This window comes from Pseudomonadota bacterium (assembly GCA_036141575.1).
Classification (GTDB): Bacteria; Pseudomonadota; Alphaproteobacteria; order UBA2136; family JAPKEQ01; genus JAPKEQ01.
The window spans coordinates 12379-36707 of sequence record JAYZXF010000016.1 but is presented as its reverse complement, the minus strand read 5'-3'; the positions used below and the strand labels follow the sequence as shown (position 1 = coordinate 36707).

Below are 24329 nucleotides of genomic sequence, written 5' to 3'. Positions count from 1 at the left end.
AGAGAGATGAATTTTGTTGGCATATTAGGCCTAAAGGGAATTTAATCAACCTTTATTTTAAGAAAAAGTTAGCCAGCACCTTCAAAATCTCTTATTTTTTATGGGAATAAAAATAATAAAAGGTAAATACGCGTGTTTCACACAATTTCTTCACTCACAGTCTTTTTGGGTGGACTTCTTTTATTCGTACTTCAGCCGATGATTGCAAAACCTCTTCTTCCTTATCTTGGAGGGTCATCTATGGTGTGGAATACATTGCTTCTTCTTTTCCAAGCGCTGTTACTTGCAGGGTACTTTTATGCATGGCTTTGGAAAGCGGTGCCTTTAAAATGGGCAGCATGGGGGCAGATTGGCCTGATTATTCTCTGCGGTATATTTGCGCTCCCGCTTAATGTGAGTGCCGTAGAGCACGTGAATACGGCAGCGCCGTGGCTCAGTACTGTTATTTACGGCCTTAGCGTTGTTGGCGTACCGTTCCTGTTTCTTTCAACAACGGTCTCTCTGATTCAGAGACTTGAAGTAATTCATTTTCCAAATAAAGAGCCTTATAGCTTGTATGCGTTTAGTAATGCAGGGAGCCTGCTTGGGCTGCTCGCATATCCTTTGTTTTTAGAGCCTTATTACACAACTTTAGAGCAAGTGGCTCTATGGGGTATGATCGCTCTCGTTTGGGGCGTTGGGTTTATGATTTTACTGTCTTGGACAGGCTTTACGAAAAAGGCAGATATTGAGCTCAATACAAAAATGAATGCAGTGGATCATCCAACGTTTAAACAACTTGGGTACTGGGCTTTTCTTGCGTTTATCCCATCTAGCCTGATGCATGGCGTGACGTTTTATATTACGTCTGATATTGCAGCTTTCCCAATGTTCTGGATTCTGCCGCTAGGTGTTTTCCTGCTGACATACATCATTGCCTTTGGAGGCTATCATGTTAAGGATCTAACACAGTTCTCAAAAATGGTACGTGGACTGACTGTTCTGGTCTTTATTATGATGATTTTAAGAATCAATGCCACGATTGAAAATATCATCCTTCACTTGCTGATTTATTTCCTCATTGCACTTTATGTCCATGTGATCCTGTACAATGCCCGACCAGAGAAACACCACTTAGAATCATACTACTTGGCAATTGCCTTTGGTGGCGTTTTTGGTGGCATTTTCCATGTGATTATTGCGCCAATTTTCTTTATTAACTGGATGTGGGAGTACCCGCTCAGCCTTGCAGTTGCTCTGCTTGTGGGGCCTATGCCTGTTATTTATAAGAATGTGACAAACCGTCAAATTACAATGGTTGCAACGTTTGTCACACTTGCAATGGTAGCCTTTTGGGTATTTAACCTTCAAGGTGTTACGTTTATTATTGCAACGCTCTTCCTTGTGTATAGCTTGCTCTTCTTTAGGTACCGTTACCTGTTCCCAGTAAGCATTATGGTGTGCTTGGCTCTAAGTGTCTTTAACTTGAATTACGTACATACTGACCGAAGCTTTTATGGCTTTTACCGTGTCCTAGACCTTCCACATACCAATGCAAGATATCTACTTCACGGATCAACAACACATGGTGTTCAGTCTCTTGATAATAAGAGAACAGGGTGGTCTTATTACAAACCTGCTTATGCAGCTTTTGAAATTCTTGACCCTACATACTCAAAACTTGATGTGGCTATGATTGGCCTTGGTACTGGTGGTATGGCTGACTTTTACGGAAATGTAGGCCATGACTTTGATATTTACGAGATTGATCCAACAGTGGTTAAAATTTCATATGAAACAGGGCTGTTTACATACCTTAAACAAGCAGAAGAGTTAGGCGTCAACGTGAATATAATTCTGGGTGATGGTCGCTTAAACCTCAAAAACTCGGGTAAGAAATACGACATCATTCTATTGGACGCATTTAGCTCTGACTCTGTGCCGATTCATATGCTGACAATGGAAGCCATGAAGCTTTATACAGACCACCTTAAAGAAGGTGGAGCTGTGCTTTATAACGTAAGTAACAGACACTTTGATTTTTCACCGCTGTTGTTTAAGCAAGCTTACGAACTTGGCCTAGAGCCGATGCACCGTTTCCTAGATACAGACGAAGATCAGCTGATTTATGCGTCAAACTGGTTTGGTGTAAGTGCTGATAAAAATCTCGTTATGTCTATGAAAGAAAACTATAATTGGGGTAATATTGAAACTGACCGTGTAGAGGCATCCCCTCTATGGACGGATGAAAAGAACAGTGCGCTCAAAGTACTGAGAGCCCTGAAACGAGAAGAAAGAATTAGGAATGGTGAAAAGTCAGAAGATGAACGAGGATAAGCGTAGGCCTCTTCCTGTAAATGTGCAGGAGAAGCTCTTTTTGGAGAAGCTTGCGAAGCGTCGCAAGGGTGAACCTGTGCAGCTAAGAACATCAGACGCGAAACAGTTGAAAGTGTACTACACGATGATGTTTGTTGTGCTCTCTGTCATCATGACTTATGCCATCTTTATTATGACCTTTAGTAAGTATGCAGCGGGAGGAGGCTTCCTATGAGAGAAGGGTATATAGCAGCCGTTGCATGGAGCCTTATTGTTGCGTTCTTTAACGTAGTGATGATGTTTGTTGGAAACTTTGATATTCATCCAATTTTATTTGTTGGGCAAGGGATGCTTTTTGCCTCTCTCTCAATGCTTGTTGTGGCCGGGCCTGGCCTGCTTGCAAAAGAGACAATGCAGTCTCTCAGTACGTGGACATACGGTGTTACGTTTCTACTGAGTACAGCTTGCTTTGTGGCAGCCATGACGTATATCAGTGCTGCAGATATGAGCCTGCTTGGCCGCTTTAGTATTGTATGTTCCTCTCTTATTGGCTTTGTGTTTATGAAACGTGCTCGTATGGAAAAGGGCATGCTTGCTTTTGTTGGGCTGTTTGGAACACTCGTGTGGGTGGCTTACTTTGTCCCATCTGAGGTTCGTGTTCCTGTTTACACGCTTATTTTCTTCTTTAGTTTTTTCCAAGCGATGCAGGCACTCATTAGTGAAACACATAAGACAAATAACTTGGCGACAAGTATCTCACAGCGCTTGCGTGTAACCGCCTTTATTATGACAGCAACGTCTGTCACGTTTATTGTGTTTCTTGCGATTATCTCAACGCTTCAAAGTATGTTTGATATCAACACATTTGGCTTTGCGCCAACGTTTGAACAGTTTGTAAATGTACCAAGCTTTATCTTTGCGGCCTTTTACGGTTTGTTTGGCCTTGGGGCGATTCGTTACTTTGAGTTTATTTCAACAAAAGTGATTAAGTCTGAAAACTTTCTTGCGATTACAGCCATTTCTCCACTGCTGACATTTACGTTCCAGTACATTGGCGGTGCGTTTGGTTATGTAGATTACCCATCTATGAGTATGGAATACCTTTCAGCTCTTCTTTTGGTGATTCTGTTTTCTGTTCTCTTTGTGTACTTCAACCATGTGCCAACATTTGATGAGTCTGCACAAAAGGAAATGGAACGACATAAAGAAGCCCTTAAAGCACGTCGTGATGAATTTCTTCAAAACATGTCAACTGAAGGCGATAGCATGAAGACTGAGGTGCAGGAAGAGACAGATGATGAACCTAAGATTATCGATTACAAGACAGAGTTCTCTCACTTGCCACACTTTGAGCTATGCCTCTATAACGATCCAGAGGATCATATTGTTAAGCTGTATGACATCATTGCCTGCAACGTAAGTAAAATTAACCCAGAACGCGGTACAGTGATGATGTTCAACAAAAAGTTCCTCCATCCAAGAGACGCCTACGAGAGTGTGCTGGATCTTGCCACACACTGGGGTGTTGAATTGGTCATGGTAAGGGATGACCTGCAAGACGCTTAGTTTGCTTGAAAAGAGAAGGGGGGCGGCTCATGATTTGAGCCGCTTCTTTTTTGATGTTTTTGCAAAAAATCAAAAAAAATGCTTTGTAAGCAATGGGGACTGTGTCAGACTTTTATGAATCCAAAACAATTCTGTTCCTTTTGTTCAAGCCATTAGGCTTGTTTTTGCTGGAATATTTCCCCCCCTTTTTTTTCTCTTGAAGGAGAAACCCTATGAAGAAGTTTCTGCTTGTAGCCGCCGCTGCACTGACTCTGTCTGTTCCTGCGACTTCTGCTTTTGCACAACAGCAGCCTGCGCTGCCGATGTTCTGTAATCAAACTAAAATCGTGCATGAAAGGCTGGGCGCTGAAAAATACCAAGAAGTTCCTTTCGCCGCAGGGCTGAAAGGTAACGGTGTTGCGATGGTTTGGGCCAACACAGAGACAGGTACTTGGACCTGGACTCTGGAAATCCAGCCTGGCGTAACCTGTGTTGTTCTTGGCGGTACCGCTTTTGAGGCCATCCCGGCTGAGTAATACTTTTAAACCGAAGAGCCCCCTTGCTAGGGGGTTCTTTTCTTTTTCTGATTAAGAGGACAATTCATATGAGTTTGTATCTGGGTAAGCGTCATTTTACTCATCCTGAATGTAAAACAGGTGAGATCTTTTTAGGGAACACCACAAAGCAGATGTTTCACCAATTTGAGTATGATCAAAAACGCCTTGGTCATAAGGCTTACGGTATAAATGATAATTTACTGCCGCCAAGTGAGGGGCTTTACCCTTTGTTTGTTTCATTGAGTGAGTTCAATGAAAAACGGGGAGTGAGTAATAACGATAGCCAGAATAAAGGCTGGTAAACAAGGCTGGTAAACGAAGAATATAAAAAAGCTCCCATCTGGGAGCTTTTTTAATGGTGGGTCGTACAGGACTTGAACCTGTGACCAATAGATTAAAAGTCTACTGCTCTACCAACTGAGCTAACGACCCATCGTTTGCTGTTGCTGAACTGGTATAAGTATTTTTTTAGATTTGGTCAACCCCTGAAATGAAAAAAAATGTATGAGGTATGATTTTTATAGGAAAAAATTTACTAGATTTCTAAATATACAAACATGTTGCATACAGTTTTCTGCTTAGGTATAAAGGAGAGGAATTCTTATCTGTTTTTCTTTTTTTAGCTCTAGGAGAGTCTTATGAGTATTCGTATCAATGGTAAAACCTATTCTGGCAATAACATTGTGATTGGCAAAAATGGTGAAGTTGTGAGCGGCAGTGATAAACGCATTGCCAAACTTGAAATTACCTATGAAGATGGCAGTAAAGCGACTGAAGTCCTCGGTGATATTGAAAGCGTTACGATTGAAGTGCAAGGAGACGTGCATGGAGATGTGGTTGCCACCCAAGGTGATGTAAATGTTGCAGGCGCTGTTCAGGGGAATCTGAATACGTCTCAAGGCGATGTTGATGTGCGCGGCCATATTGGTGGTAATGTAGGCACCAGTCAAGGTGAGGTCACGGTGCAAGGTGATGTTGGCGGTGATATCGAAACATCCATGGGTAATGTTACTGTCCAGGGCAGTGTTTCTGGCAATACAAAAACAAGCATGGGCGATATTACGGTACATAATAAATAAGCGACTTTTTAAAGCACACCCTTCGGGGTGTGTTTTTCTTTGCATATAGCACAACGTTGGCCTATGCGAGTGGGAGCGATAGCGACCCAAAACCCGAGGTGGAGGGTTTTGAGCGGGCGAAGCCCAAGACATACGTTTTGAGCTTGTGCGAAAAACATCTAAACGCACATGCAAAGCTATGTGCGATAAAGCAGTATTAAAGGAGCTGCTTATCACCAAGCCACTACTGCCTCATACTACTCCTAACACAACAAACAAGGAGCCCTCATGAGCGCAGCACAGCATGACTTTTTAATTGAGCAGGGCGCGACGTTTAAAACGACGCTCACCTATACCGATAATACTGGAACAGCCATTGACCTTACAGGCTACAGCGCACGCATGCAGGCACGCGTTAATGTGAGTGATGTGTCTCCAGTCATTAACCTTAGCGTTGGTAGTGGTATTGATTTCTCAAATCCAACCTCTGGCCAGTTTGATATTGAGATGACAGCCGCTGAAACAGCAGCTCTTAATGCTGGCCAAGTGCTTAAATATGACCTTGAGTTAGAAAGCCCAGCAGGCGTGGTGATTCGTCTGCTGCGCGGTACGATGACAGTGGATGCGGAGGTGACGCGATGAGTATTACCGTTACAGAAACCAACACAGTGACAGTAGAGAGCCAACCAGTTCATACTGTGACGCTTAGTAATAGCGCTGCAGCCGTACCGCCAAGTGCAGGTGGAGCGTGGGAACATGTTTCAACACAAACCATTTCATCAGATGTAGACGCCGTTGCCTTTTCAGGCTTTGAAAGCGGCACTGTGCATCGCATTTGGATGTATGGTGTAACAGCCAATGCCAGCAAACGTCTGGCTCTTACTTTTAACGATACAACAGGCTCTTATTATTCACAGAGTAATACAGGGTATAACAATTCAAGCAGTGCTGTTGAGCGTACCAATACAAACAGTGGCTACATGTCTTACTTTACGCTCAACACAGGCGCCCGTATGAACATGTGTATTACGCTAACACCATCACAAAATGCAGATGGTTTTATTAATGCACAAATTCAGCACTTTTCATACGTGAGTGCGGGGCTTGCGATTAGTGAAGTAAATGCTGTGTTTAAAAATGTTGGGGCAGCGCTTTCAAGCCTTGAAGTGGGTACAGACGATAACCTAGAAGGCACAGGCACAACCAAGCTAACCGCAGGTACTGTGATTCATGAAAGGAGTACATTCTAATGAGACATATTCTTGAAAATGGCGCTGTAAGCGCAAAACCACGATCTGAGATCAGTTCTGAGGAGCGTGCAGTACGCGAGGCGGGTAAAGCACGTGAAGAGGTTTTAAAAGAGCTTCTAGAGCTTGATACAAAGCTGAGACGTGACGTAGAAGACGTGGCTGATGCGGCGTCGCTCACACTTTCTGAATATTTAGAAGGGATTCGCGCCAGAAAGCAGCAGCTTAGAGCGCAGCTTTAGGGTGAAAGTCCCAATCTGGTTCAGGTCAGAAAAGTGTCAGAAAGGCAGGAATTTCCTGCCTTTTTTTGTGCCCAGAAAACATAGGTAAATATGGGGAGCGCTCTCCCATGAATAATAAGAGTGCCAAAGTAAATATGGAGGGAAAGACGATGAGTGCTGTTGTGAAAAAAAACAGACCGAAACATGCGTCTAAAGGCCTCTCACCACTTTGGGACGACTTTGCTCGAATGGAACGGCAGATGGAGAATATGTTCGCAGGCTTAATGCCGCGCTCCACTACCGCAACATCAGCAGCCGCCTCTATGATGAGTGTGGTCATGGACGTGAAAGAAAGTCCAAATACTTACCAAGTGACAGCTGAGCTTCCTGGTGTAGAGGAAAGCGAGATAGATGTTAGCTATAAGGATGGCCTACTGACCATCTCTGGTGAAAAGTCAGCGAGAGAGACATGTGAAGAAGGCGAGAATTGGCATCGTATGGAGAGATCTTATGGATCATTCACACGTAGCTTCCACTTCCGCGATATAGTAGACGAAGAACACATCAAAGCTGATTATGAAAGCGGCGTCCTTACAGTCACTTTACCCAAAATACAAACGATAGAAAAAGAACCGAAACATATCGCCATTGGTAAGTAGATTAACCAAAAGGAAAACACCCCGCATGTGCGGGGTGTTTTTTTGAGTTTATCTTAGCGTTCATTACGGTAAGTACAATTTTGGCGACTTGAAAAGTTACCCCATGTTGCACTTGTTCCACTAGAGTCAGCTGTACATGTACCTGTTACAATACGCTGGTTTGTTTGTGTAATTTGTCCAGGTCTACTTGGACATCCCCCAGAAAGGGTAACATTATGCGTGGTGCCTGCACTTCTGGATGGGAATGTGGCACCAGAGTGAGTTGTTGATGGGCAGACAAGAGGCCCGCTAACTTGAACAGGATCTTCTGATGCAAACCAGAGAGCTCCATATGTTGAATGCCAACTACATCCACCACGGGCGCCAGGCATTGTATAATCGAAGCCTCTACGCGTGATATTTGTAATGGTAAGAGTTGGGTGAACATCATAACCTCGACATGGGCCACCTGCGTGGAAATTAGTTACGCTATACGTAATACTAGGTCTTCTGGAAAAAGGTGTATCAAATGTGACACGTCCGCTGTAGTTTGTATATTCCAGTGGACGGGAAATACGTCCTTGCGTAATACTTCCAGTACTTGGGCGAAAACAACCATTTGCATCACTTGCAGGGTTGCTTGGTGCATAAACCATAGAATTATTTGCACAGCTATTCATGCTATTAATTTGAGTTGTCAGAGCATTAATCTGATTATCTTGAGTGGCATTCAGCGCTGCCTGAGTGGTGCGGTAGCTATCAAGCATCGTTTTAAGAGATTGTACTTGCCTAGACAGACTTTCGCCACCTCTGGATTGTGCTGTTGCCAGTGGTGCCGCTATAACTGCTGAAATAGCCAGTAAACATGCGACTTTTACATGAATTTTTTTGAACATAGTCATCCCCAATACCCTTCATTTAGTAAGATAGCCCTTACCAAGAGACTATCACCTCTTGTACACTTATGAAGATGAGTATTAATTAAGGTCCAAAAATATGACAGCCTAGAGGGTGTTTAAGTCACAATAAAAAGAAACCACCCTGCAAAAACAGGGTGGAATCTTATCGATGATCAGGCAAAGTGTGGTGTCAGCCCACTTTTATACACTGCCATGAAGGCCGAAATTACAGCGATGGTCATATAGATGCCCATCCAAACGGCTTGGCAAGTCATGAAACCCGGCATGATCCAGCTTGCAGTGCTGGCGCCAAAGCCGCCAGCAAGCACAAGAAACAGGCCAACTTCACTCTCTGCGTTGTATCGGAAGATGAAGTGCATGGCGATGCCAACCATACAAAGCATGGTTGCGAGAGCTGTCGGCCCCCACCATGCTGCCGGCATAACAAATTGAAAGGCCGCAAAAACGGCTGCAATGACAACAAACAGTGCAAATACAAAATGCTTACGCATGGGATTCTCCTCAAAGGTAAGCGCACCAAAGCACCCAGATCGGGTAAGAAAAGCGGTACGCGCGGTGATAGCTCGAGAGCTAATGATAGTTAGATTATGGGGATGGTGAGGACGATTTTCAATATAAGGGTTTTAAAACACTTTTTTAAGCACTGTCCCCATAACCACGGTACCAACGGTCATAAAGGCGCCACCAACGGTAAGAATAACAGCCATGGCGCCGCGTTGACGGTTTTGGTAGGCGAGCATATGCCGAATATCTTCACGGAGTAGAGGCAGTTCTTCCTCTAAGCGTTTATTGATGCTTTGCATGCTGGTTTCTATGCGTGCGAGACGCTCTTTTTGCGTGAGGGGGGCTTTGCTCATGGGGCTCCTTTCTGTGTGTATAGGGTAAAGGCCTTTTAAAGGAGTGCGAAGGGCATGCAAAAGCCCCCTGTGGAAGGGGGCTTTTACGTTGTCGTGTTAGATCATCGGGTCCGTGAAGACAAGAGTCTCGCCACGGAACATGGCGTTCTTTTCTTCAATGGTCAGCCAGTCTGTATTGAACTGGCTGAGGAAATCCAGAATCTCAAAGATGCCTTCAGGCATATCTAGATCCAGAACCGCATCCATTTTGCCTTCACCAAGTTCATCAGCGATGGTGAGCAGCATCTTGCGCTGTTGGGTCACTTGGACGGTTGGGTCCGCATCATCAAAAGGGGTGAGCCTTTCCATGATGGTGACACTTTGGCCATTGTTGAGACGCATATGAAGCACCACCTTGGGCACGTGCGGATTGTCCTGATTGATCAGCACAAACTGCTCGAGCCATTTGGCATAGCCGTCATCAAACTCCTGAGTGATTTTCACCACCAGATCGGGACGGCGTGGCACTTCAAAAACGTGGGCAATTGAGCCTTCGTCAATGAGAGGGCCAAGGCCTTCAGTGCCTTCACAGATGTTAAAGGCCAGCACCATGAGCTCTTCGGTGAGTTTTCCCCAGTAGTTTTCTACAGGGTGGGGAAGGAGAGGGTCTCCAGCCCACATGGGGACAGGTTTCATCAGGGTCATTGTTGACTCCAAAAGTTAGCATAATAGATAAGCCTGCATATGCAGGCACGATGACATATATATAAGGTGTTTTTTATGCGTTTCAATAGGGTGAATAAAGAAAACAGCCCCATGTAGGGGCTGTCTCTATCGTTCGTTTATCTGTAGTCGATTGCATAGACATCTGTGAGCACAAGGTCGTCCCCACGTTTGAGAACATTCATGTGCGAGATATCAAAACCCCAATGGTTGGGATTGGCGCGAATGAGCATGCATAGCTCAAACAGCGGCGCAGGAAGTCTTGCGGCATAGCGTTCAGCTTCTTCATCAGAGATGCGCTTGCGCACATAGCTTTTAGGCGGGTACTTGCCTTCTGTCATGTCTTGCAGAGGCCGAATACGTGAATGATCCTTTTGAGCCAGCTCATTCAGCTTTTCCATCAGAACAAGAAAAGACCCATCCTTCACACGCACATACCCACTGACCTGAGGGACATGGGGGTTATGCTGATTTTGAAGAATAATAGCTTCCATGTAGTGCCAAAAGGCGGGGTCATTGCAGTTTGCAGAAACCTTAGCCACTTGGCCTTGGAAGGTGGGATGTGTCATTACAAGGGAATAACAACCCGCATCAGAAAGGCATGTCCAGCCATCTAGCTGTGTGTTGTGACGTTTAAGGGCAAGAAACTCTTGCAGCAGCAATTGTTCCTCGGGGCTATGAAAGCCCGAGATGAATTTGATGTTACGCCCTTCAGGGTCGTAACCTAGTTTTCTAAGTTCTCCGAGTGTGACCATGAGGGACTCCATAAAAAAGGGAAGAAAGAGAGAATGTGTTGAACTGTATACATTGTTAGCTGCAAAAAAACAAGCCCCTTCTAAGGTGAGGGGGGATATTTTGATTTTAAAGGGGAGGCAGCAAAACCCCCGCCAAATTGGCAGGGGTTTTTTGAATCGATTTTTAACTGAGTGGATCTGTGATCACGATTTGGCCGCAACGACGCATGAGAATATTTTTGTGATTCTCAACAAAATCTATGCGAAACCGCTTGGGAGTGCTGATTAAAAAGTTGATGACTCTTTTCAGCTCCCGTGGCATTTGGTGATAGCCCTGAGGGCGCTTCTTTTTGCGGTTCATGCCAGTAATGATACGGAGTTCCTCCCGAAAGCTATCCATAAACCCTTCGTTATCTTGAGAAGGGGGGACAAGGTGCTCCATAATGGCAAGCGTTTCACCAGTATTGAGACGAATGTACATCTCAACATTGGGTGTATAGCGGTTGCCTTGGTTGGGAATAACCCACTCTTCCATGTAGCAGGTATGGCCCCCAGGAGCCATTTTTACTGCACGAGCAACATTGACGTCGCCTGTCCATGGGGTGCTGAGGCGAATGATGCTCTTAGGGTACATCACATGCCTATATACATTGGCAAAGGCACCTTTGCTGACGCGAATCGCAAGAAATCCATAGAAAGGCTTTTCTTTTGGATTTGCTGCAAATGCTTCGACCATTCTTGCTTTAGCTGGGGTATCAATGCCATAGCTAAAGGCAATTGCATCCTTTGCTTCTTGAGAGAGCTCAGGCATATCAGTCATTAAGGGGATCCTTATGAAATGTGAAAAGGGAAAAAAGGTAAAGTATTCTTGGGCGTTATGCGCCAAAATGAGGGTTTTATCAAGCAAAATAGCCAGACTCAGTAAGAATTTTGCCTCTAAAAGAAGCAAACCCTCTGCACATGCAGAGGGCCGCTGGACTCTTGTGAGATTTATTGCTCGTTAATGAGCGCTACAATGTTTTGCATTTGCTCTTCAACACTACGAGAGGCCGCCGCTGCTTCCTCTACAAGGGCAGCGTTTTGCTGTGTGAAGTTATCAACCTCACCAACGGCTTTGTTAATCTCATTAATGCTGATTGATTGCTCACGCATTGCACTTACAATCTGGTTGACTGTAGAAGCTGTTGTTGCCGCACGCTCAGCGATTTGGCTGAGACGGTCACCCGTCTTGTTCACTTCTTCAGAACCTTCACGAACTTGCGCTACACTCTCAGTAATCAGCTCTTTAATTTCTTGAGCTGCTTTTGAGCTTCGGCCTGCAAGATTGCGGACTTCACTTGCCACAACAGCAAACCCTCGGCCTTGCTCACCTGCACGGGCTGCTTCTACCGCCGCGTTAAGCGCAAGAAGGTTTGTTTGGAAAGCGATCTCATCAATCACGCCAATGATACTCTCAATCTTCTCAGAAGATTCAGTAATTGCGTGCATTGTTTGGATTGCATTGGCTGCAACATCACGACCTTCGTCTGCAACACCTTGTGTTTCTTCAGCAATAGAAAGCGCTTTGTTTGCATCCTCAGTTGATTCGTTAATGCGGCTTGCAACTTCTTGTACAGCAGACGTTGTCTCCTCTACATTGGCTGCCTGTGCTTCTGTACGTTCAGAAAGGTTCATGTTACCACTTACAATCTCACGGATGCTATCACCAACGCTTACAACGCGGTCATTAATATCAGCAGCAAGTTGCTCTTTGCGCGCTTGTTCAGCAAGCATGGCATCGTCAGCTGCTTTTTTATCAATCGCGTTTTGACGGAACACTTCAAAAGCCTTCGCCATATCGCCAATTTCATCCTTAGCTTTAATCTCAACGTCTGCTGCAAGGTTACCTTCAGCAAGTTCGTTCATAGCTTTTGTAATATCTTGGATTGGTTTGCTGAGTGAGCGGCCAAACCACATGCCACCTACAACCACAAGGCCAAGTAGAACAGAAGAGAAGATCAGGATTGTTTTTGTCATTTGCCAAATTGGCATTGCAATTTCAGCTTCTGTTTCTTCAGTAATGAAAGCCCATTTGTGGCCAAAGAACTCAAGAGGTGCATAAGCACTGAGAACAGGAACCCCTGCATAGTTTATGTCATGCACAAAACCGTGTTCACCGTTTAGGCCACGCTTTACTGCTTCTGTATCTACACGGTCAAACATTTTTAGCCCTTGACGCCCGTCTGTACGGGCAAGCATGTCTTCACCAACAAGGTAGCTTTCACCTGTTTCACCAAGGCCTAGCGTTGCGCCTGCAATTTTAGTAATTTTTTCGTAAGGCATCTGTACAACAAAGGCACCAATTGTTTCGCCATTTTCTACAATAGGTGTGGCCCCAAAGAGGGCTGCCGCACCGTAAGATGGCTCGTAAAATGCAAGGTCTGTTGCAATCATTTTGTGAGAATCGTTAGAAGAGAGCGCTTTTTTAACAGCTTCACCAAGGCCGCTATCGGCGTAAGGGCCTTTTAGAACGTTGGTAGCAAAGTCTACTTCTTTGTAAACACTGTAAGCCACGCGGCCTGTGTGGTTTACAATAAAGATATCGTAAAGTTCAAAATCTTGTAGAAACTCACGGAATGTTGGGTGGTACTTTTTATGAGCAATGTCATACAGAGACTCATCGCCAATAGATGTCAGCTTTTCTTTTTCACCAATTGGGTTATCGTTTTGTGTGATGTACATGCTTTGCAGCTTTTGTGCTTTTTTATCCAGCTTTTGCCAGATGCCTGCACTATGTGCTTCCACACCTTTCGTGTTCTCTTTTTGGTAAGCATAGCGCTGCTGAAGACCTACCTTATCAATACCTTCTGTTTCAAGCGCAATAATGGCTTCGTTAAAGTCTTTAAGGGCTTCATGTGTGAAGAGGCTATTAGACTGAGACAGAGCAACAGAACCCATGCTATCAAGAACTTGTTTCATTTCTTCATCACGAATTTCTGCAACCGTGATCAGTTTGTCTTCAAGAAGATGTGTTGTGTTTGCGCTAGATAGCGTGATTGCAATCCATGATGCAGTCAGCAGTGGAACCGTACCAATGATGAGTGCCATTGCGATAATTTTTCCGCGAATTTTTATGCGATTAAGAACTGAAAGAATCGACATGTTTAAAGAGCCCTATTTATTTTTATTACCTCAAAACCTATGAGTTACTCACAATTGTATATGGTTTGGGATCTAAATCAATTGCTGACACTCAAGTTGAATACAGTTTCAGGTGGTGGAGAGCTTGGAAAGTACAGAAAACTTAGGGCTTTTAGAAAAACTGACAAAATATAGGATGAATTTGGTCTGACTATTGTTTGAAGAGGGGAGTGTGACAAAAAAAGAGGCGCTCTTGCGCCCCTTTCTTTAAATGAGTTGTTCGACTTAGAACTTAACCTTCATAGTCATAGCACCAACTTTGATGTCATCAAGGCTTACACCTGTTACATCAGCTTCGTAGATGCGGTATGTAGCACCAAGGCTTACGCCGTGGCCCATGTCAACTTGACCACCAACACCGTAAGATGAAAGCTCGTTATCAGTTGCAGAAGTTGTGATCGGGTCTGAGAACTTGCTGTAGTCTACAGCAATACCGTAGTTATCCCAGCCGTAACCAAGCTTTACGTAGTAACCTGTTGGGTCTTCAACACCAGCAGTTTTGTTATCTAGAGACTGCTTCACGTAAGAAACTGTACCAGCCAGTCCACTTTCGTGCGCAACAGATAGAGCCGCTTGAAGTGTTGTATCTAGGATGTCATTTGCAGCTGTTGCATCGTCATTTTCAAATGCCATACCGATCGCAGAGTCAACTTTGAAACCTTCGTACTCACCTTCGTAACGCAGAGCTGTATCGATGTTACCACCTTGCTGAGCACTAATGCTTGCGTTAAAGCCTTCAAATACAGGTGTGTTGTATTGAATTGTATCAGCGATTTCTAGGTCGCCGTTAAAACCAAGTGTCATGTTGCTTGCAGTTAAAGCTGTACCACCAAGTGTTTGTAGAGCACCTGTGTTATCGCGGAACTGAACACCACCACCAAATGCAGATACGCCTGGTCCCATTACATCGCCGGCAGGGCCAAGGTCGCGGTAGAATACATCGTCAATAGCAGTCACTTGCGTACCAACAAATACGCCACCCCAGTTACCAGAAAGACCAACACGTGCAGTGCGCATGCTTACGCCACCGTTGTTTTGAACAGGCGTGCTTTGGATACCACCAGCGTTGTTTTGCGTGATGCTAGAAGAGCGGTTTGTTTGGTGATCCATCTCTAGAAGAGCAGATGCTGTAAGGCCGCAGTGTACGTTCTTCTCAGCAGCGATACCAAACATTGTGCGGTTCATGTTGTTATCAACAATGTTAAATTCAGTGTCTTGACCATCATCGTAAATCATAGTCGCTTTGTTAATGTGGCCGTAAAATTCAACTTCAGCCTGAGCCATGCCTGTTACTGATGTAGCAACAAGAGCAAGAGCAGCAATGTAACGTGCGTTCATTTGCATGTTCCTTTTATTTTTCTTTTTAAAACGGTTCAGGCGTCATTCCGCCTTCCTATATCTTTACTATAGGCAGAGTTTTCCTCAGCTTGGGAGCATAAACTTGCATATGAAGTGTAGGACAGACACACTCCAGTTATGTTTTGTATCCTATTTGCAACATCTTCGCAAAGGCCCCGTGAGCTTGCATTCTATATATATGCCTCGAATCGATGTCTACAAACGTGCCTATTGCAGTACCCTGTTAGAGCTGATGAGCTCTGGTGCAGCGTTATGTGAAGTCGCGGCTCACTTTAAGGTAGACATGGCAACACTGAGGCGTTGGCAAGATGAACACCCTAGCTTTGCACGCGCGGTAGAGAAAGGCGAAACACTTGCTGAAAGTTGGTGGAGTGCCCAAGGCCGCGAAGGACTTTATGATAAAAACTTCAAAGTCAGCCTTTGGGCCACATATATGAAAAGTCGTTTTGGATGGGGGAGTGCGCCTGTGTCTGATTCTATTTCTTCTGAAAATGCGGATGAGCCTGCTGTTTTAAAATGGGCTGAGAAGTAACTAAAGCTTGCGCTTTTTAAAGTGATCCATTAGGTTGAATACGATTTAACTATCTTTTTCTCTTTTTCACAACGGAGCTCTAAAATGACTCAATTGAATTCGACTGCCAAAACAGTGGTCCGTTATGTTGCATTCCTGCGTGCCTGTGTGCTGCCTATGCAGACTTCAGACGGCCAAATTGGCCATCTGCCGGCAAGCTATGGCCTTGCAGTGGCGCAAGCCGATGGTGAAGGCTATTACCAGATTTATGACACAGCGCCTGCGCTGGATGACAGCATTGCTGCCGTGCTCGAAATTGAGTGCGTGCATGTGACTGTGACCAATGATGCAGGTGATGTTCTGTATGATGACCTTGTGACTTCGCCCCTGGAAGACGGTACCGCTATTGGTGCCGTTGTTGCAGAAGATGTTCTTTTTGATGCTGAGCGTATTCAAAAAGAACAGGCTGAACCTGGTCAGGAAGCGGAAATCAATGCGCTTCTGGATGGTCTGGGTGTGACGCAAGTTCTAATGCTGTTTAACCCTTATGCATCTGGTGCTGAACTGTTGGCTCTGGAAGGTACTGTGGTTGTTGAAAAAACACCAAAAAACATTCAGGATGCCATTGACGCGGAAGGCAAAGAGCCGGCCAATACCAACGAACCTGCTGAAGATCCCAATACGATCGACGACATGTTTGATGGTGATGACGACTAAGCCTTTTCTAAACGAGAAAAACCCCCGCATAATGCGGGGGTTTTTTGTGTCGATTGGCTTTAACCATTGCCGCAGGCAATGGCATCTTTGGCTTTCAGAACTTCTTTCAGGTAGCTGTCATACGCAGCGCCGCCATCCATCAGCTCATTGACATAAGCTTCAAGCTCAGTGCAGAAAGCTGGCTGGGCATCAATACCAAGCTGGTCTTGCAGGAATGTTCTGAAGCTGTAAATGTTGCCACATTCCCAGAAGTTATAGTCATACCGGCTCATCGCCAGAAAGCTTTTGTGGTCTTCAGAGGTGCCTCGAAGACCTAGGATGATGCCTTCAGCAGAGGCCTCGCATAGGGATTGCTTCATGATGTCGCTTGGCCCTTGGACGCCTCCATCCATCACACTTTGTGCAAAGGAGGGGCTGGCGGCCAGAGTGCTTACCATTGCAAGGGCGTAAAAAAAAGTACGTTTCATATGTGGGTCTCCAAGAAGAAGGGGAAGTTAATAGAAGGCACAGTTCATGAGGCTGTGGAGCTTATCCAGTGCGTGAATATATTCGTCTTGCGGGTCATCTCTGTCGTATTGACGGATATAAACCGTTAAGTTCTTGCAGAACTGTTTTTGGGTCACATAACCAAAGCGCTCATATACGCGATGCTTGTCGCAGTCATAGTCGCGGTAGTCAACAATACCGCCAGCAAGGAACATAGGAATTTGCTCTCTGAATCCATCAGAAATATTATCCAGAGCTCTGTTACACATGCGGGCAGCATTTGGAGCGGTCGGGTCCCGCAGCGTGCCTGTGCCTTGTGCAGATACACTTGAGGCGGTAATGCCTAAAGCCATCAGGGCGCAAGCAAGGGGATGCTTCATGAGGAGGGTACTCCTTGTGGTTGAAAAAGAAAGGAAGGTATACAGAACGGTGCGAGTATAGACTTTTAAAATCAACTGTCAATACAAAAGCCCCCTAAAAAGAGGGCTTTTATACAATCGATTTTGATTTAAAAGTCTGTACAGGACAGTGCGTTTTGAGTCGCAATCATAAATGTTTTGGTATATTGCGCTTCTTCAAGCTCGACACTGGTCATCAGACCTGAAGAAATGACGCTATCCAGAACTTCTTCTAGCCCCAGCAGAGTAATGCAAACTTCAATGCGTTCACCGCCAAGCTTTTCAGCCAGAGTGTCTGGCGAACAGCCTTTGCTTGCATATTGGTCCATGTAAGCCGTGGCTTCCAGAGGATCATTTTCTACGCCTGCAGAAAAATCATACTCCAAAATTTGCGAACAGCTTTTTTCATGAAGTGGAGGGTCTGCAGGAGGGCTTAGGATATAAAAAGCAAATGCCACAAGGCCTGCAACAGCTAAGATAGGAATAAGAAAACGTTGCATGAAGGAATGCTCCTAAAAAAGAGGGAAAGGTCAGATATAAAGCTCGAACAGTGTATGGTTTACAGCTTGTATATCAAGCAAAAAAGGCATTCTGGAGAGAATGCCTTTTAAGTGGATCGATTGAATTAGTCGCCTAGGAAGACGTTACCGCACTGCAGCGCGCTTGCTGAAGCTTGGTAAGCGGCAGCTGCTTCATCAAACTCATCTTGGTTGATGGTACCGCGCTCAAGCATGCCCGGCATGCTCTCAGCTTCGTTCATGATATTGATGCACAGCTGGTAACGGCTGGCGTCCGGCTCAGGGCTTGCCTCAATCAATTGTTGGGGATGGCACTGGTGCTCAGCAAAAGCTTCAAGCGCAACAATAAAGTTACCAACGTTTTCGCCAGTGGCGCTTTCTTCAACGGCACTGATGATCTCTTCACATGTGAGAGGTTGAACAATATCATCTGCGGCTTCAGTCTCCGCAAAAGCAAATGTACCCATCAGGCCAGTTGCAAGAATGGATGCAAGAATTGTTGAACGTTTCATAGAAAAACTCCAAAACGGGATAAAGCAGATAAGAATCAACCGGATCATAACAGTTTTGGTATACATCGCAAGAAAAAAGCACCCCATAAGAGTGCTTTCTGTTGAAATCGATGTTTTATTCGGTGGCTGGACACTGCAGTGCCTTTTGACCATTTTCCAAGAATTCGAGGAAAATTTCGCCGCCTTCTGCAAGGGTTGGGTCGGCATCCATGTCTTCTTGCGTGAGGATGGCTTGTTCTGCCAGTTCTTCACAAAGTTCAGGAATGGGGCCTTGTTCCAGAATATCCGCCAGCTCTTGCGGAGAGCATTCTTGTTCGGCATACCAGCCAAGGAAGATAGCCGCGTTGCCAATGCCCAAATTACCGATCGCAGAATCAATGGCAATAGCCAAACCTCTGCAGGTATTGGTGGCTTCAACATCAGCGTCAGTGGCCTGTGCAAAAGCAGAGGTAGAAAGTGCGGTGGCTGCAATGGTGGCCATGGCAAGGATCGTACGTTTCATGTGGAGAACTCCAAAAAGGGAAGGGGATAGATAAAAATCCCTTTTATTGTATAGGGTTGTGTATACAAAGCAAGAAAAAAAGAAAGTGCCCGATATATTGGACACTTTCTAATCGTCGATTAGCTGCACTGAAGAGCCTCCCTGCGTGCAGATGCCAGGCGGTACTGGTCATACGTATCAGGGTCAATGTCTACATGGTTGCTACCTGCTTGGCGGTTCTGGTGAATAATATCACGCATCACCAGTCGCATAGTCATGCAGCGCATGTAGCGGTTGGTTTCATCACCTGTCAGCAGTCTCGGGTCACATCCTTCTGCAGCAAGTTGCTTGTAGAAGTAGATTTGATTCTCAACTGAGATGGGGGTGACGGTGTATTTCAGCATGCTGATGTAGACACCACATGCTCCGTAGTAGAAGCGTGAATCCGCAGCAGCATGACGCTTAGGCGCCGTGGTGTTGACGATGTGGTCAGGTTCCCGTTTGGGAACCACAACGGCCTCCACCATGGGTGCCGGGTCTTGCAGAGTTGGCATTTCAGTTTGCACCTGTGGTGCGGAATCTGCAAATGCGGAAGTTGTCACTGCAATCAGCAGCGAAGTCATCATAAGAATATGTCTCATGGCTTGCCTCCTATGGCTGGCGGGACGGAAGATATTCAGTTTGATAATGAAAGTATGGGATGTTTCTTAAGCCCTTTCAAGGGCATGCAGAAAGGCCCCCATGAAGGGAGCCTTTTGCAATCGGTTAGTCTTGGTTGTACTTGTCGCATTTCAGCCAGTAGAAGGTGGCCTGGTTCAAAGAAACTTGACTGGGGCTCAATTCAAGGCTTTTGCGGAAAGCATATTCAATACGCAGTTCAATGCAGAAGTTTTCAACACCTGCTTTGGAATAGTTCCCAAAGTGGTAGCCGGGATCACAGTTGGCCGCATAGAGCGTCCAAATGTCTTTGGCTTGGCGAGCTGCGGATGCACCTTCATCAATGTTGTGTTGAAGGACGCGTGCGCCTGTGCGGCAATCTTCCGAGCGCGTGTAGGTGACTGTTCCATGGCGTGAAACGCTCATGACAGAATCACGGAACTCAGTTGGCATGTCGCGGTAGTCGGGCGCCATAGCATTGATGGCGAGGGCCACGATCAGTGGCAGAGTATATGGGTCTAACATAGCAAACCTCATAGGGTTAGACGTGACGGGAGATATTTGGTTGGATCATTAAAGTATGGGAGCATTGCCCCAATTTTTCAAGCGTCGCAAAAAGCCCTCCGTGAAGGAGGGCTTTAAGCAATCGTTTTTTAGCCGTAGCTTTCACATTGTAGCCAATTGAATTTGGCACGCTCATAGGCACGGTGATCGTATAGCATGTTTGTGGATGCGGCGGTATCCAACTTGAGGAAGGTGCTGGTGCAAATCGCGCGGACACCTTGTATAAACTCCACCTGATTGGTTCTGGGGTTTATATAGGCGCCGCTATGTTCAGCGTAGTCATCACCCATCAAATAAGCAGGGTCGCAGTTATTGTCTGCCAGTGTTTGCAAGTTTGTGGCTTGTGCGAGAACATCTGCGCCGTGGCGCCGCGCCTCTACCCAATAATGTGAAAGGGTTGCGCATTCTTCAGAGCGGGTGAAAGTGGCAACGCCGTGGCGTTCAACTGTATAAACAGCATTGCGCTCGTAGGCGCGGTAGCCTTCTTTGGCCACAATAAAAACAACAAGAGCAATCAAAAGATAACGCATTGAAAAGTCCTTTGTAAAAAAGGGAAGAAAGAGCGTTGATGTCTTTATGTATACATAACTTCTTTTTGTTGGTCAACTCTTCGCACCTGATTGAAACATCTCTAAAATGCCTTTATGTCTGTCATTGAGCTTCCTTACACACCACGCCCTTTGCAGCGTGAGCTTCATGAAAGTTTAAAGCGCTTTAACGTGCTTATTTGTCATCGCCGTTTTGGTAAGACCGTTTTTGCACTTAATGAGATCATTAAAAAAGCAGTTGAGAATACGCGGGAAAAGCCAAGCTACGCTTATATTTGCCCAACCCGTAACCAAGCCCGCCAAGTGGCTTGGGACTATTTGAAGACCTTTCTGGCCCCGCTCGGTGATGCCGTAACGTTCTATGAGCAAACATTAGAAGTTCGTTTTTATGGGCGAGTGATTCGACTACTTGGTGCTTCTCATGCAGATCGGCTCCGTGGTTTATACCTAGATGGTGTGGTGCTAGATGAGATGGCAGATATCCCGATGGAGGTATGGAGCACCATTGTACGGCCTGCACTTTCAGATCGGCGAGGGTGGTCTATTTTTATTGGGACACCAAAGGGGCAAAATCAGCTTTTTGAGCTCTACCAAATGGCAGAGAGGTTTCCAAAATCATGGCACGCGAAAACACTACCTGCATCAGTGAGTGGTGTACTTGATTCTGAAGAACTGAAAGCCGCCAGAGAGAGTATGAGTGAAGCGCAGTATGCGCAAGAATTTGAATGTTCCTTTGATGTTGTGGAAGATGGTCTTGTTAAGAGGTGTTGGTTTAATAAATTGTCTCAAGTGGCTGAAATTAAAGGCAGGGTATGGAGTTTTGATACGGCCATAAAAGCGCATGAAAAAGCAGATTACAGTGTGGGTGGCCTGTGGGGCGTGGCAGAGAATGGGTATCATCTTTTGGATGTGATGCGCGTGCGTGAAGCGTATCCTGATTTAAAAAAACGTATCATAAAACTCTGTCATGAACAGCCTGCTGATGTGGTTCTGATCGAGGATAAAGCGAGTGGTCAGCAGCTCATTCAAGACCTCAAATCTATGACCCGTCTTCCTGTGCTTCCTATCCAACCAAAAGGTGATAAATATACCCGTCTAAATGTACTGACACCAGTGTTTGAAAGTGGTCGTATTTTTGTACCGAAACATGCCCCCTGGCTAAAAGACTATATCGATGAAATGGTGCTGTTCCCTCATAGCGCACATGATGACCAAGTGGATATGACCACCCAAGCGCTGAAATACCTGACTGATCGGGATAGGGCAGGGCGTTACAGTATTGGAGAATAAAAAAACAGCCCCCGAGTGGGGGCTGTTCTGGTCGGTTTAAGTGTCGTCCTTCGGATCACCGTCACGGGGCGTGCGGCCAGCTGGCTGCTCTTCCACTTCGGGTTCTTCGGTCAGGCCGTCACCTTCAGGTGCAAACTCTTCCTCAGTAGTTTCAGTCGGCGTTTCCGCTTCATCTTCTACTGTGTCCTCAGTCACCGGCTTCTCCTGAAGCTCAGGTTCCTTACGGTCAATCTTAGGAAGGCCCTTGCTTTTACGGTTCACTTTCGGGATACCGTCAACGCGCGGGGGATTCGGCACAGTATGATCTTCATCAAACTCCGACGCGATGTCGTAAGTCGGATCATCATACAGCTTCATCAGCTGAGCACCCGTAAGGGTCTCATGCGCAAGCAGAGCGTTTGCAATAGCAACCCATGCAGCGTGCAGCTTACCATCAGGTTCGCCGTTTTCGCCTTTTTGCATGAGGCTCCATGTACGCTGGAACGACTCATCACGGATGCGCTGCTCTTCTGCCTCAAGGCGCTTCAAAAGCTCCTCAGACAGACGAGAACCGCCGCCGCTGCCGCCACCCATACCAAAAATGGCACCTTGATCTTCAGCGAATCGACCAATCAGACCTTCAATGTATCCGCCTTCGCGAACCATGTTCTGAGTCATCTTGGTGGCTTGCTGATAGTCATTCGAGGCACCTGTGGTCACACCTTCAAAGCCGTACTGAATTTCTTCAGCAATACGGCCAGCCAGCATCATGTCAATGCGAGCTTTCATCTCGCCAAAGTTCATGCTGACACGGTCGCCATCAGGACGAGAGGCCACAAAGCCAAGCGCACGTCCACGGGGGACAATGGTTGCCTTGTAGATCTTGTCTCGAATAAAGCCTTCAGCAATACCGTGAGCCTGCATGACTGCGTGGCCCGCTTCGTGGTAAGCTGTGGCTTCCTTTTCAGCGTCGCTCATGCCCAGGGTACGGTTTTCAGCACCCATCTGCATGATCTCCATGGCGTTTTCAATGTCAGTCTGGTCAATTTGGCGTTTACCACGCTTTACTGCCAGAATGCCTGCTTGGTTACAAATGGCTTCAATCGAAGCGCCACTCATACCCGCCGATGCACCCGAAAGGATGCGGAAATCCAGATTCGGATCAACCGGCTTATGACGCAGATGAACACCAAAGATGGCCATGCGCGCGTTGAAGTCAGGGTTCGGAACAACAATCTGCTTGTCGAAACGGCCCGGACGCGTCAAAGCGTTATCCAGCGTATCAGGGCGGTTGGTTGCAGCAAGAATAATAACAGGCGCTTCGCCGTCATTACCCATACCGTCCATTTCCACCAGAAGCTGGTTCAGCGTTTGTTCACGTTCATCGTTACCGCCGTTCATGCCACTGCCACGCTGTTTACCCACGGCATCAATTTCGTCAATGAAAAGGATACAAGGGGCTTCTTTGCGTGCGTTTTCGAACAGGTCGCGGACGCGGGATGCACCCACACCAACAAACATTTCAACAAATTCACTGCCTGATGTTGCAAAGAAAGGCACGCCGGCTTCACCAGCAATAGCCTTTGCAAGCAGAGTTTTACCGTTACCCGGGTCACCCACCAGAAGTGCGCCTTTAGGCATTTTACAGCCCATACCAGCATACTTGCGAGGGTTACGCAGCAGGTCGATAAAGTCCTGTGCAGCATCTTTAGCTTCATCAGCGCCAGCAACGTCTTCAAACGTTTTCACGTCTTTTGCGCTTTCAATTTTCTTGGCTTTGGATTTGCCAACGCTCATTGCGCCGCCACCGCCACCACCGCCTTGACGGTTCATCAACATACGGAAGATGAAGAAACCAATCAGGCCGAAGATAAGAAACGTGAAAATGCCGCTGCCACCACTGCTACCGTTACCGGTATTTGAGCGTAGCTCGTACTCAGCCAGTTCAGCTTGACGCTGTTCCATTTTGGCTTCAAAACAGCCGTGCTGAGCTTCAGTGGCATTACCAAAGTCTTTGTAGTCAAACCCACAGACTTCAGCAGATTCTTGCGCATAGGTTTGGCGCGGAGTCTGTTGAGGTGTAGGCGAGCGAGGGTTCGCAGCAGGACCCGTTTGTTGGGCTGTTGACTGCGGAAAAGTCGTTGTAGTGCTGGACTGATCTTGCATACGCCCAAAGAGGGCAAGGACAAGAACGAGTCCCATTACACCGAGCAAAATAAGGCGTCCATTAGGCATGGTTACCTCCTTTGTCGTCGAGAAAATCGGGAAAAAAGATATTTAATTCCATCTTTGATACCTGTATGCATTGTATACATCAAGTGAAAATAAACATTTGAAAAACGGAGCCTTCGCACT

General features: G+C 46.0%; 30 protein-coding genes and 1 tRNA gene. 13 read left to right on the top strand and 18 right to left on the bottom strand.

The features are described from left to right. Positions 1-132: 132 nt before the first annotated feature. The 5 genes from VX730_07100 to VX730_07080 all read left to right on the top strand — a co-directional run bounded on the left by VX730_07100 (position 133) and on the right by VX730_07080 (position 4699). Entirely contained in the window at positions 133-2316 is a 2184-nt protein-coding gene (locus VX730_07100; protein ID MEC9292149.1) for a fused MFS/spermidine synthase, read from the top strand. Further along, positions 2303-2530: a hypothetical protein gene (locus tag VX730_07095; protein ID MEC9292148.1), complete on the top strand. Its 228-nt coding sequence runs from the start codon at positions 2303-2305 to the stop codon at positions 2528-2530. Before VX730_07100 ends, VX730_07095 begins: the two co-directional genes overlap by 14 nt. Beyond that, positions 2527-3861 carry a hypothetical protein gene (locus tag VX730_07090; GenBank protein MEC9292147.1) on the top strand — a complete coding sequence of 445 codons (1335 nt, stop codon included), beginning with the start codon at positions 2527-2529 and terminating at the stop codon, positions 3859-3861. Before VX730_07095 ends, VX730_07090 begins: the two co-directional genes overlap by 4 nt. 212 nt (positions 3862-4073) lie before the next feature. Then, complete coding sequence (locus VX730_07085; GenBank protein ID MEC9292146.1) at positions 4074-4376, top strand: hypothetical protein; 303 nt, start codon at positions 4074-4076, stop codon at positions 4374-4376. A gap of 68 nt (positions 4377-4444) precedes the next feature. Further along, positions 4445-4699: a hypothetical protein gene (locus tag VX730_07080; GenBank protein ID MEC9292145.1), complete on the top strand. Its 255-nt coding sequence runs from the start codon at positions 4445-4447 to the stop codon at positions 4697-4699. A 54-nt stretch (positions 4700-4753) separates the two neighbouring features. Here VX730_07080 and VX730_07075 read toward each other — a convergent pair. After that, positions 4754-4829: transfer RNA gene (locus VX730_07075), tRNA-Lys, on the bottom strand. Positions 4830-5035: 206 nt separating this feature from the next. On the opposite strand from VX730_07075, the gene VX730_07070 reads away from it, so the two are divergent. The 5 genes from VX730_07070 to VX730_07050 all read left to right on the top strand — a co-directional run bounded on the left by VX730_07070 (position 5036) and on the right by VX730_07050 (position 7582). Further along, positions 5036-5476, top strand: a complete 441-nt coding sequence (locus VX730_07070) for a hypothetical protein (protein MEC9292144.1) — start codon at positions 5036-5038, stop codon at positions 5474-5476. 267 nt (positions 5477-5743) lie between these two features. Continuing rightward, positions 5744-6097: a hypothetical protein gene (locus tag VX730_07065; protein ID MEC9292143.1), complete on the top strand. Its 354-nt coding sequence runs from the start codon at positions 5744-5746 to the stop codon at positions 6095-6097. Then, a complete protein-coding gene (locus VX730_07060; protein MEC9292142.1) occupies positions 6094-6705 on the top strand; it encodes a hypothetical protein in 612 nt (203 codons plus the stop codon). The genes VX730_07065 and VX730_07060 overlap by 4 nt, the downstream gene beginning before the upstream one ends. Next, a complete protein-coding gene (locus tag VX730_07055; GenBank protein MEC9292141.1) occupies positions 6705-6944 on the top strand; it encodes a hypothetical protein in 240 nt (79 codons plus the stop codon). Before VX730_07060 ends, VX730_07055 begins: the two co-directional genes overlap by 1 nt. 149 nt (positions 6945-7093) lie before the next feature. Continuing rightward, a complete protein-coding gene (locus tag VX730_07050; GenBank protein MEC9292140.1) occupies positions 7094-7582 on the top strand; it encodes an Hsp20/alpha crystallin family protein in 489 nt (162 codons plus the stop codon). Positions 7583-7635: 53 nt separating this feature from the next. Here VX730_07050 and VX730_07045 read toward each other — a convergent pair whose 3' ends face one another. The 8 genes from VX730_07045 to VX730_07010 all read right to left on the bottom strand — a co-directional run bounded on the left by VX730_07045 (position 7636) and on the right by VX730_07010 (position 15292). Further along, positions 7636-8463: an H-type lectin domain-containing protein gene (locus VX730_07045; protein MEC9292139.1), complete on the bottom strand. Its 828-nt coding sequence runs from the start codon at positions 8461-8463 to the stop codon at positions 7636-7638. Between the two features lie 170 nt (positions 8464-8633). Continuing rightward, on the bottom strand, positions 8634-8972 hold the full coding sequence (locus VX730_07040; protein MEC9292138.1) for a hypothetical protein: 339 nt from the start codon (positions 8970-8972) through the stop codon (positions 8634-8636). Positions 8973-9104: 132 nt separating this feature from the next. Beyond that, positions 9105-9338, bottom strand: coding sequence for a hypothetical protein (locus VX730_07035; GenBank protein MEC9292137.1), 234 nt, complete (start codon positions 9336-9338; stop codon positions 9105-9107). A 96-nt stretch (positions 9339-9434) separates the two neighbouring features. Beyond that, on the bottom strand, positions 9435-10022 hold the full coding sequence (locus tag VX730_07030) for a hypothetical protein (protein MEC9292136.1): 588 nt from the start codon (positions 10020-10022) through the stop codon (positions 9435-9437). Positions 10023-10159: 137 nt separating this feature from the next. After that, positions 10160-10795, bottom strand: a complete 636-nt coding sequence (locus VX730_07025; protein ID MEC9292135.1) for a hypothetical protein — start codon at positions 10793-10795, stop codon at positions 10160-10162. A gap of 163 nt (positions 10796-10958) precedes the next feature. Continuing rightward, entirely contained in the window at positions 10959-11594 is a 636-nt protein-coding gene (locus VX730_07020; GenBank protein MEC9292134.1) for a hypothetical protein, read from the bottom strand. Positions 11595-11764: 170 nt separating this feature from the next. Then, the gene (locus VX730_07015; GenBank protein MEC9292133.1) at positions 11765-13915 is read right to left on the bottom strand and encodes a methyl-accepting chemotaxis protein; all 2151 of its coding nucleotides are present in this window, start codon (positions 13913-13915) and stop codon (positions 11765-11767) included. Positions 13916-14179: 264 nt separating this feature from the next. Further along, a complete protein-coding gene (locus VX730_07010) occupies positions 14180-15292 on the bottom strand; it encodes a porin (protein MEC9292132.1) in 1113 nt (370 codons plus the stop codon). A 199-nt stretch (positions 15293-15491) separates the two neighbouring features. Between VX730_07010 and VX730_07005 the strand changes: the two genes are divergently transcribed. Further along, on the top strand, positions 15492-15845 hold the full coding sequence (locus VX730_07005; protein MEC9292131.1) for a hypothetical protein: 354 nt from the start codon (positions 15492-15494) through the stop codon (positions 15843-15845). 84 nt (positions 15846-15929) lie between these two features. Then, a complete protein-coding gene (locus tag VX730_07000) occupies positions 15930-16541 on the top strand; it encodes a hypothetical protein (protein MEC9292130.1) in 612 nt (203 codons plus the stop codon). A 59-nt stretch (positions 16542-16600) separates the two neighbouring features. Here VX730_07000 and VX730_06995 read toward each other — a convergent pair whose 3' ends face one another. From VX730_06995 to VX730_06960, 8 genes are all read right to left on the bottom strand, one after another. Next, complete coding sequence (locus VX730_06995) at positions 16601-17008, bottom strand: hypothetical protein (protein ID MEC9292129.1); 408 nt, start codon at positions 17006-17008, stop codon at positions 16601-16603. 27 nt (positions 17009-17035) lie between these two features. Then, positions 17036-17407 carry a hypothetical protein gene (locus VX730_06990; GenBank protein MEC9292128.1) on the bottom strand — a complete coding sequence of 124 codons (372 nt, stop codon included), beginning with the start codon at positions 17405-17407 and terminating at the stop codon, positions 17036-17038. 128 nt (positions 17408-17535) lie between these two features. After that, entirely contained in the window at positions 17536-17925 is a 390-nt protein-coding gene (locus VX730_06985) for a hypothetical protein (protein MEC9292127.1), read from the bottom strand. A gap of 125 nt (positions 17926-18050) precedes the next feature. Then, on the bottom strand, positions 18051-18455 hold the full coding sequence (locus tag VX730_06980; protein MEC9292126.1) for a hypothetical protein: 405 nt from the start codon (positions 18453-18455) through the stop codon (positions 18051-18053). A gap of 115 nt (positions 18456-18570) precedes the next feature. Continuing rightward, on the bottom strand, positions 18571-18957 hold the full coding sequence (locus tag VX730_06975) for a hypothetical protein (protein ID MEC9292125.1): 387 nt from the start codon (positions 18955-18957) through the stop codon (positions 18571-18573). A gap of 119 nt (positions 18958-19076) precedes the next feature. After that, on the bottom strand, positions 19077-19577 hold the full coding sequence (locus VX730_06970; GenBank protein ID MEC9292124.1) for a hypothetical protein: 501 nt from the start codon (positions 19575-19577) through the stop codon (positions 19077-19079). 124 nt (positions 19578-19701) lie between these two features. Further along, positions 19702-20067: a hypothetical protein gene (locus VX730_06965; protein ID MEC9292123.1), complete on the bottom strand. Its 366-nt coding sequence runs from the start codon at positions 20065-20067 to the stop codon at positions 19702-19704. Positions 20068-20246: 179 nt separating this feature from the next. Then, a complete protein-coding gene (locus VX730_06960) occupies positions 20247-20687 on the bottom strand; it encodes a hypothetical protein (GenBank protein MEC9292122.1) in 441 nt (146 codons plus the stop codon). A 114-nt stretch (positions 20688-20801) separates the two neighbouring features. Between VX730_06960 and terL the strand changes: the two genes are divergently transcribed. After that, positions 20802-21995, top strand: a complete 1194-nt coding sequence (gene terL / locus VX730_06955; protein ID MEC9292121.1) for a phage terminase large subunit — start codon at positions 20802-20804, stop codon at positions 21993-21995. Positions 21996-22031: 36 nt separating this feature from the next. Here the strand turns inward: terL and ftsH are convergent, their stop codons facing one another. Next, positions 22032-24209, bottom strand: a complete 2178-nt coding sequence (ftsH, locus tag VX730_06950; GenBank protein MEC9292120.1) for an ATP-dependent zinc metalloprotease FtsH — start codon at positions 24207-24209, stop codon at positions 22032-22034. Between the last annotated feature and the right edge of the window lie 120 nt (positions 24210-24329).

Bases quoted from the DNA above. Each gene is read 5' to 3' on its own strand.
- VX730_07095 (MEC9292148.1), top strand. From the start codon at position 2,303: ATGAACGAGGATAAGCGTAGGCCTCTTCCTGTAAATGTGCAGGAGAAG.
- VX730_07090 (MEC9292147.1), top strand. From the start codon at position 2,527: ATGAGAGAAGGGTATATAGCAGCCGTTGCATGGAGCCTTATTGTTGCG.
- VX730_07085 (MEC9292146.1), top strand. From the start codon at position 4,074: ATGAAGAAGTTTCTGCTTGTAGCCGCCGCTGCACTGACTCTGTCTGTT.
- VX730_07080 (MEC9292145.1), top strand. From the start codon at position 4,445: ATGAGTTTGTATCTGGGTAAGCGTCATTTTACTCATCCTGAATGTAAA.
- VX730_07070 (MEC9292144.1), top strand. From the start codon at position 5,036: ATGAGTATTCGTATCAATGGTAAAACCTATTCTGGCAATAACATTGTG.
- VX730_07065 (MEC9292143.1), top strand. From the start codon at position 5,744: ATGAGCGCAGCACAGCATGACTTTTTAATTGAGCAGGGCGCGACGTTT.
- VX730_07060 (MEC9292142.1), top strand. From the start codon at position 6,094: ATGAGTATTACCGTTACAGAAACCAACACAGTGACAGTAGAGAGCCAA.
- VX730_07055 (MEC9292141.1), top strand. From the start codon at position 6,705: ATGAGACATATTCTTGAAAATGGCGCTGTAAGCGCAAAACCACGATCT.
- VX730_07050 (MEC9292140.1), top strand. From the start codon at position 7,094: ATGAGTGCTGTTGTGAAAAAAAACAGACCGAAACATGCGTCTAAAGGC.
- VX730_07045 (MEC9292139.1), bottom strand. From the start codon at position 8,463: ATGACTATGTTCAAAAAAATTCATGTAAAAGTCGCATGTTTACTGGCT.
- VX730_07040 (MEC9292138.1), bottom strand. From the start codon at position 8,972: ATGCGTAAGCATTTTGTATTTGCACTGTTTGTTGTCATTGCAGCCGTT.
- VX730_07035 (MEC9292137.1), bottom strand. From the start codon at position 9,338: ATGAGCAAAGCCCCCCTCACGCAAAAAGAGCGTCTCGCACGCATAGAA.
- VX730_07030 (MEC9292136.1), bottom strand. From the start codon at position 10,022: ATGACCCTGATGAAACCTGTCCCCATGTGGGCTGGAGACCCTCTCCTT.
- VX730_07025 (MEC9292135.1), bottom strand. From the start codon at position 10,795: ATGGTCACACTCGGAGAACTTAGAAAACTAGGTTACGACCCTGAAGGG.
- VX730_07020 (MEC9292134.1), bottom strand. From the start codon at position 11,594: ATGACTGATATGCCTGAGCTCTCTCAAGAAGCAAAGGATGCAATTGCC.
- VX730_07015 (MEC9292133.1), bottom strand. From the start codon at position 13,915: ATGTCGATTCTTTCAGTTCTTAATCGCATAAAAATTCGCGGAAAAATT.
- VX730_07010 (MEC9292132.1), bottom strand. From the start codon at position 15,292: ATGAACGCACGTTACATTGCTGCTCTTGCTCTTGTTGCTACATCAGTA.
- VX730_07005 (MEC9292131.1), top strand. From the start codon at position 15,492: ATGCCTCGAATCGATGTCTACAAACGTGCCTATTGCAGTACCCTGTTA.
- VX730_07000 (MEC9292130.1), top strand. From the start codon at position 15,930: ATGACTCAATTGAATTCGACTGCCAAAACAGTGGTCCGTTATGTTGCA.
- VX730_06995 (MEC9292129.1), bottom strand. From the start codon at position 17,008: ATGAAACGTACTTTTTTTTACGCCCTTGCAATGGTAAGCACTCTGGCC.
- VX730_06990 (MEC9292128.1), bottom strand. From the start codon at position 17,407: ATGAAGCATCCCCTTGCTTGCGCCCTGATGGCTTTAGGCATTACCGCC.
- VX730_06985 (MEC9292127.1), bottom strand. From the start codon at position 17,925: ATGCAACGTTTTCTTATTCCTATCTTAGCTGTTGCAGGCCTTGTGGCA.
- VX730_06980 (MEC9292126.1), bottom strand. From the start codon at position 18,455: ATGAAACGTTCAACAATTCTTGCATCCATTCTTGCAACTGGCCTGATG.
- VX730_06975 (MEC9292125.1), bottom strand. From the start codon at position 18,957: ATGAAACGTACGATCCTTGCCATGGCCACCATTGCAGCCACCGCACTT.
- VX730_06970 (MEC9292124.1), bottom strand. From the start codon at position 19,577: ATGAGACATATTCTTATGATGACTTCGCTGCTGATTGCAGTGACAACT.
- VX730_06965 (MEC9292123.1), bottom strand. From the start codon at position 20,067: ATGGCGCCCGACTACCGCGACATGCCAACTGAGTTCCGTGATTCTGTC.
- VX730_06960 (MEC9292122.1), bottom strand. From the start codon at position 20,687: ATGCGTTATCTTTTGATTGCTCTTGTTGTTTTTATTGTGGCCAAAGAA.
- terL (MEC9292121.1), top strand. From the start codon at position 20,802: ATGTCTGTCATTGAGCTTCCTTACACACCACGCCCTTTGCAGCGTGAG.
- ftsH (MEC9292120.1), bottom strand. From the start codon at position 24,209: ATGCCTAATGGACGCCTTATTTTGCTCGGTGTAATGGGACTCGTTCTT.